Genomic DNA, 6218 nt, shown 5'->3' with positions numbered 1-6218 from the left:
GACCATAAGAAAACCCCCAGATTTGGATTATTGTCCAAACCTGGGGGTTCACATCATCGTCAGACACTTCTTTTTTTGATATGTACTTTATTTTTATGCCACGTCGATCAGCGCCGGTTTCCCGTAAAAATACCCTTGCAACACATCCGGCGCATATTCGGCGACAATATCCAAATCATTTTGATCTTCCACGCCTTCAAGCGCAAAGACTTTATGTTGTGCCGTTGCCAAGTCGCGCCAGAATTTCAACAATGGCAAGGCTTCTTTGGTCGTCCCCACGGCGCGGAAATTCTGCAACGCAAACTTATATTCATTGGCATAAGGGGCCAAGGCTTCAACTAACGCCCGCGTATTAGCGCCGGTGCCGACGTCATCAACACACACGCGCAATCCCGAAGCCACATATTTGGACGCAGCATCACTCAAGGCATCAATGGAAACATGGTCGTCGTGCTCGGTGAGTTCCACGACTAAATGTACCGGTCGCTTGAGATGTAAATCAGCTAATGCCTGCTCAAAAGCAGGATCGACAAACTGCGCTTGATCCAAGTTGAAAGACAATAGTGGCAAATCTTTTGGTAATACCGCCAAGGTTTGATCTAACAAGTCTACGATGTCTGCGGCAAGATATTGACTGAAGTCGCTTGGCACTTGCCAGTGATCACCATGCCACTCGCGTAATAAAAACTCGTAGCCGATCAAGGTTTTGGGGTCGTTGAGCGCATATTTAGGCTGCCCGAAGAATCTGATCATAACTGGCTCACTTTCTCGTCGACCACGATACCTTTGCCCGCGCGATCGACGCCTTTTTGATGTATGGTGTGAAATCTAAGTCACCAATTTCGCACTTTGTGAAATAATTTCAATTCGGATTCACGCAAAAAAGCCATCACAATGATGACCAGCTTGCAAAACTTATTGCCACTTAAGGCTCTCATTGCACACACCGGCGATGATGGTTTGGGGGAAGATCATCGCCAATCAGTTTGAGAATAAAACGACCCGCCACAGCAGACCAGAATCGTCTCTGTGTACGGGTCGTCCTCAACCGATCATTGACCTGGGTTGAGGTGAGCAGATTTATTCATTTGTTCTCAAGTACAAGGTTCATTTTATATTGATAGTTGTGGTTTTGCAAGCCTTTTTATTTTTTTACCAAAATAATTTTTGAAACCTTACTTGGCAATATGCAACCGGTGATTTAACCGTCGCCATTGATACCAAGACCAGGCCACAACTAAAATACCTAAACCACCTAACCACAAAGTACGCCACCCGAGTTCAGGAATTTTGATTGCCGTTAGAAACCAAAGAAATTCCACCAAATACATACCGCGCTTCACCCTTTTAAACGTCTTGGATTCCTCAGGCAAATAGCGGCTGGGATTTTGATCGACTAAGCTGCTGACCTTGGCTTGATAATAGAAAAGCAAAAACACCGACAGCACTACGATCATGGCCGCAAACAAATACCAAGACTGATTGCCAAATGCCACCATCAACCCACACAAGAAAACGATCAAAGCGGAGAAGCCCAGCACAACAAACGACGGGATCACGCGCTTCGTCTTTTGCATCTGTTCATCGCTCATGATCTCAACATCAAACAACCACCAATACAACCAGCGCATGATCATCCACCTCCAACACGCAAAGCATACCAAATTGTTCAGCGCTTTACACCAAGAAAAATTTTCGCCCGCCGCGTGGTGTAAACCGACCGGCCCAAGCCTAATCCGATTACGATATTCATCCCCGTCAACAAACTATCATGCCCATGAAACCATGCGACTGCACCTAACACGCCAGCAAACAGCCCCATTTGCACAATTTGCCAAATGAACAAATGCCGACGCCGTTTGTAAAAAGCCGCTGGATCTTGATAAATTTCTTGATCTAACCCGGACTTTGACACTTGATGGGTAACAGCCATGATGACCACCGTGCCTGCAATCAAGCCGATCCACCAATCATGCGTATTGACTTGCAACACTCCTGGCACCAGTAAACACCAATAGCCGAATATCTGTAAGCCCGCCAATGCCAAGCCGAAGCGGTCTTCAACTTGTGCCACCTCTGCTTTATCTAGCACAGCTAAACCTAAGCTCGTGCGATACACGACTTGGTGCGAGCGCCGATAGGCCACAAAAACTTCAGTGAACGGTTTGGGATTCAACTCCCGATGTCTGGCGTAACTCACCAACCCAACTAGTCCTGCCAATACCCAGCCAAACCCCAACGTCATCCCCCATTGTCCGGTAACCAACCCGGCGCCAACAGCAACAATCAGTCCCCAAAATAAGCCAAAGCCGATCGCATTGCGCCGGATTAATTTTAAATGCGCTTGGTCTGAATTGCTGACGCGATTCACTCGCTTGCGATACATTAAGTCGATCACCGCACTGGCAATCACCCACTGCCCCCATTGCCAGTGATAACCGGGATGCAAACACGCCGCGCACATAAAGGACAAGATGCAGACGATTTTTGCCCACAATGCTGCGGGACTCACGACTTGATCTGCTTCATATAATTCTTGTTTTGACGCAATTGAAAGATCAAACAACAACCGATAGGCCCAAGTTTTCATCGTGTCCACCTCCAATTCGCGCCAAGCATATCAGCGAATCTGAAATCTGCCAAATTCTACGCATCAAAATAGCGCTGATCATCACGATCAGCGCTAAACAGTTTAGTCAAACACCATTTGATTTTTGTACAAGCTGGCGTAAAACCCATCTTGCGCCAACAACTCTTGATGATTGCCGGCTTCAATGATGCGTCCATGCTGCAAGACTTCGATACGGTCAGCGGCCAGGATCGTTTTCAAGCGATGCGCGATCACAAAGCTGGTGCGCCCAGCGATCACGTTATCCATCGCCTTTTGAATCGCAGCCTCAGTCACCGTATCGACATTGGACGTCGCTTCATCTAAGATCAACAGCTTCGGATCGGTCAAAATCGTCCGTGCAATGCTCAACAACTGCTTTTGGCCTGCGGAGAACAAACTCTGCTCATCAGACAATGGCGTGTCATACCCTTTGGGCAAGCTCATAATGTAGTCATGAATATAAGCTTGCTTGGCGGCAGATACCATTTCGTCGCGAGTGGCATCGGGTTTACCAAAGCACAAGTTCGTCGCCACCGTGCCGGAAAACAGTTGCGGATCTTGTAAGACGATGCCGACTGTATCGCGCAACTGCGTCAAATCAAGTTTGCGCACATCCACGCCATCAACTAAAATCGCACCACTATCGACATCATAGAAGCGATTCAACAAGTTCATGATGGTGGTTTTACCAGAACCCGTTGGCCCGACTAAGGCCACCATTTCCCCACGGCGCGCTTCAAAGGACACACCATGCAAGACTTCTTTGCCGGGAATGTAAGAGAAGCGCACATCATCCACGCGCAAAGCTTGATTGACCGCAGACACTGGCAAGCCGTCTTTTGGCCGCACTTCTTCAGCATTTTCATGCACTTCCGCTACCCGCCGCGCGCCAGTGATCGCCAATTGAATCTGCGCATAAAGACTGGTCATCATCACGATGGGTTGGAAATACTGTTGCGCGTATTGAACGAAGACGACGACTAACGCCAGGGCTGCGCCAGTAGATAAGTTGCCTTGTAAGACTAACCAACTGCCAAAGAAAATCACAATGGCCGTCGTCAACAACATCAGCCCACTCATCAACGGTTGCAAAACGCCGGACCAAATTTGCCCGCGCAAAGTCGTTTTGGCCACTTGGTCGTTGAGCTCGTCGAAGCCCTTCAGCGAATCTTCCTGCAAGCCATTGGTGATGATCACTTTTTGCCCCGTGACTTGTTCGTTGATGTAGCCGTTGAGCTTGCCGACATTATCTTGTTGCAAGTTCACCGCGCGACTGGCTTGGCGAATGTTGATCACGGCAATGATCGCCGCCAGCGGTGTGGTCGCTAACGTCACCCAAGCGAGTTGTTGCGACGCGGCAAACATCACGTAAAGCGCCCCGATGAATTGGGAAATCGAATAAAACATTTGCACGAACACTTCATTCATCGCGTTAAAAATATTATCCAGGTCTGACGTGTACCGCGCCAAAATGTCCCCATCCGAATGGGTATCAAAGTATTTGACTGGCAGGCGTTGCATTTTTTTGAACAAGCCCGTCCGCATATCACCAGTGGCGGTGCCGCCGACCCATGATAAGATCATCGACGTGGCCCAATCCCCAAAACTCGACGCCGTATACAGCGCGGCTAAGATCCCGGCATTCACATAAAACACGGATAAGCTTTGCCCGTGTTGCACGGTATTGGTCAACGCGGTGATCGCGCGACCTAAAAACATCGGTGACGCCGCATTGGTCACCGCAAAAATTAATACAGTGGCAATGGCGCCGAGCAACCACCATGAGAAGCGACCGAGGTACACGCGATAATAATGCATCGCTAATTTAAAATCACGCATGTGCCTCACTCCCTTCCAATGCCCGCTGGGTTTGATAAATTTCTTGATAAATCGGACTGGTTTTCACCAGTTCCTCATGGGTGCCTGCAGCCACGATTTGCCCATGATCCACCACTAAGATTTGATCCGCGCGAATCACTGCAGACAGTTTCTCAGCAATCAGCACCGTGGTCGTGTCTTGCAGTTCATGATTCAACGCATCTTGCACTAAGCGTTCACTGCGCGCATCCAACGCTGAAGTCGAGTCATCCATAATTAAAATCGTCGGCTTGCCGATGACGCCACGCGTAATGGCCAAACGCTGCTTTTGCCCACCAGAAAAGTTGGCGGAGCGTTCTTCCACTTGCGCGTCAAAATGGGCATCTAAGCGATCAATAAATTCTGCGGACTGTGCGACATTGGCCGCCCAGCGCATATCCGGCAGCGTCGCATCAGGTTTGCCTTGCCGCAAGTTATTGGCAATCGTGCCAGAAAACAAGGTCGCACGTTGCAACACCATGGCCACGTTACTGCGCAACGTCGCCGCATTGAGATCACGCACGTCTTGTCCGCCGATGCGAATCGTCCCGCGATCGACATCAAATAATCTTGGGATCAATTGCGCCAGCGTCGACTTACCAGACCCAGTCGCCCCGACGATGCCGAGCATTTCACCAGGCTTGACCTTAAAGCTGACATTTTTTAATGTCGGTTCCTGGTCGCCAGGATAAGTAAAAGTCACATCATTGAATTCCAAGCTGCCGGTGAGTTTTTCTTCTGGCCCTTGTGGCAAGACCATCGACGGCTCATGTTCGAGCAATTTGCCGATCCGCCCTAAGGAAACGAACGCCCGCGTGGCCCCAGTGAGGATGAATGAGGCATTGATGATCGCCATCAGCAACTGCATCACATAACTGATAAAGCTCGACACCGCGGCTAAGTCACTAGGATGCGCGCCAATACTGCGCCCGACCAGCAACAATACCCCCACACAAGTCAGATTAGCGATCAAAAAGAACCCTGGCATCATCCATGAAAAGGTGTAGCCGATTTTCACGGTGATATCGACCATGCGATCAGAAGCCGTGGTAAATTGTTTGATCTGTTGCGGTTCTTGGTTGAAGGACTTCACCACGCGCACGCCCATTAAATTTTCACGCGCGATGGTGTTGACTTCATCGATATCGGTTTGGACTTTGGCGAACAAGCCGCCCATTTTCTTCGTGCCAAATACCGCGATCAACACCACGATCACGATCATCAACACGATCACCCACCACATGCGCGGAATCGTGATCAATGCCAAAATCAGCGCGCCAACGAACAACACTGGCACCCGGAAGACGATTTGAAACACTGACATCAACATGCCTTGGACTTGGTTGACGTCGTTGGTCATGCGCACCACCAAGTTGCTGGCAGAGAATTGTTCAATATCGGCAAACGCGAATTTCTGCACTTGGGCATATAGATCCCGCCGCATGGTCGTCGCCACGCCAACAGCCGTTTTCGCAGAATAAAAGGTATTGACGATCCCCGCCGCGATGCCTAACACTGCCAACCCCACTAACCAGATCCCTAATCGCAAAACCGTTTTTTGGTCATCAGCAATGATCGCGTTCATCATCGATTGCAATAAGCGCGGCTGCCAAAGGGTGGCAAACGCCAACACGATCGTCGCAATGGTGGCAATGATCGCCGGTTTGCCAAAACGCCGTAAATACGGCCATAGAGTTTTCATAGTTATAATCACGCAAGCGCTGCGCCCTTGCCCAAAAGGCAATGAAAA

The 6218-nt window shown here is 49.4% G+C and carries 5 protein-coding genes; all 5 read right to left on the bottom strand.

Annotated features, from left to right (window positions below; all coding sequences use genetic code 11):
- Nucleotides 1-93 precede the first annotated feature (93 nt).
- Nucleotides 94-753: an EAL domain-containing protein gene (locus FD01_RS13815; protein ID WP_054719312.1), complete on the bottom strand. Its 660-nt coding sequence runs from the start codon at nucleotides 751-753 to the stop codon at nucleotides 94-96.
- A gap of 422 nt (nucleotides 754-1175) precedes the next feature.
- Nucleotides 1176-1631, bottom strand: coding sequence for a hypothetical protein (locus tag FD01_RS13810; protein WP_056964855.1), 456 nt, complete (start codon nucleotides 1629-1631; stop codon nucleotides 1176-1178).
- A gap of 38 nt (nucleotides 1632-1669) precedes the next feature.
- The gene (locus FD01_RS13805; RefSeq protein ID WP_056964853.1) at nucleotides 1670-2590 is read right to left on the bottom strand and encodes a hypothetical protein; all 921 of its coding nucleotides are present in this window, start codon (nucleotides 2588-2590) and stop codon (nucleotides 1670-1672) included.
- A 102-nt stretch (nucleotides 2591-2692) separates the two neighbouring features.
- Nucleotides 2693-4450, bottom strand: coding sequence for an ABC transporter ATP-binding protein (locus FD01_RS13800; RefSeq protein WP_056964851.1), 1758 nt, complete (start codon nucleotides 4448-4450; stop codon nucleotides 2693-2695).
- Nucleotides 4443-6170 carry an ABC transporter ATP-binding protein gene (locus FD01_RS13795; protein ID WP_056964858.1) on the bottom strand — a complete coding sequence of 576 codons (1728 nt, stop codon included), beginning with the start codon at nucleotides 6168-6170 and terminating at the stop codon, nucleotides 4443-4445. The genes FD01_RS13800 and FD01_RS13795 overlap by 8 nt, the downstream gene beginning before the upstream one ends.
- Nucleotides 6171-6218: the final 48 nt, after the last annotated feature.

This window comes from Lacticaseibacillus manihotivorans DSM 13343 = JCM 12514 (assembly GCF_001435035.1).
Taxonomy (GTDB): Bacteria; Bacillota; Bacilli; order Lactobacillales; family Lactobacillaceae; genus Lacticaseibacillus; species Lacticaseibacillus manihotivorans.
The sequence above is the reverse complement of the archived record's forward strand: the minus strand, read 5'-3'. Positions and strand labels throughout refer to the sequence as shown.

What these genes read in the sequence shown, in the direction of transcription:
- FD01_RS13795 (WP_056964858.1), bottom strand. Translation starts at nt 6,170, where the DNA reads ATGAAAACTCTATGGCCGTATTTACGGCGTTTTGGCAAACCGGCGATC.
- FD01_RS13815 (WP_054719312.1), bottom strand. Translation starts at nt 753, where the DNA reads ATGATCAGATTCTTCGGGCAGCCTAAATATGCGCTCAACGACCCCAAA.
- FD01_RS13800 (WP_056964851.1), bottom strand. Translation starts at nt 4,450, where the DNA reads ATGCGTGATTTTAAATTAGCGATGCATTATTATCGCGTGTACCTCGGT.
- FD01_RS13810 (WP_056964855.1), bottom strand. Translation starts at nt 1,631, where the DNA reads ATGCGCTGGTTGTATTGGTGGTTGTTTGATGTTGAGATCATGAGCGAT.
- FD01_RS13805 (WP_056964853.1), bottom strand. Translation starts at nt 2,590, where the DNA reads ATGAAAACTTGGGCCTATCGGTTGTTGTTTGATCTTTCAATTGCGTCA.